At 35.7% G+C, this 756-nt stretch carries 1 pseudogene; it reads left to right on the forward strand.

The features are described 5' to 3' along the window. Nucleotides 1-59 precede the first annotated feature (59 nt). Nucleotides 60-756, forward strand: a pseudogene (locus tag HMPREF2805_RS10375) (transposase family protein); the annotation flags it as partial.

The following is a 756-nucleotide window of genomic DNA, read 5'->3' on the forward strand; positions in this document are numbered from 1 at the left end:
AAAAAAGTCCCATAAGATCTATAATGAAAAGCGCCGAAACCATCATTAGAAAGAATCATATGGAACAATTATATTTTATCACAAAATTACCAGACGTTAAAGACCCTAATATTCAAATTATGGATGTTGTTAATAGAGATATACACAAGGAAATTATTGCTAAACTGGACTATGACGCCCCATCTTGTCCTGATTGCGGAAATCAAATGAAGAAATATGATTTTCAAAAACCGTCGAAAATTCCTTACCTCGAAACAACTGGTATGCCTACTAGAATTCTTCTGAAAAAGCGTCGATTCAAGTGCTATCATCGCTCAAAAATGATGGTCGCTGAGACTTCTATCGTTAAGAAAAATCACCAAATCCCTCGTATTATCAACCAAAAAATTGCTCAAAAGTTGATTGAATAGGCTTCTATGACTGACATTGCCCATCAGCTTTCTATTTCAACTTCAACTGTCATTCGCAAGCTCAATGACTTCCGTTTTAAGCATGATCGCCTTCCTGAGATTATATCTTGGGACGTTGAAATAGTCAGGGGAGTGACTGTTTCAATCGAGAGATGAAGATGAGTTTCATTTCTCAAGATTTTGACAATCTCAATATCATCACAGTTCTGGAAGGTAGAACACAATCCATCATCCGAAATCATTTTCTTAAATATGAGAGTTCTGTCAAAATCATTACTATGGATATGTTTATCCCTTATTATGACTTGACTAGACAACTTCGCTTTCGAATTTCTAGGCTCAGGCT

The organism is Streptococcus sp. HMSC034E03 (genome assembly GCF_001811505.1).
Classification (GTDB): domain Bacteria; phylum Bacillota; class Bacilli; order Lactobacillales; family Streptococcaceae; genus Streptococcus.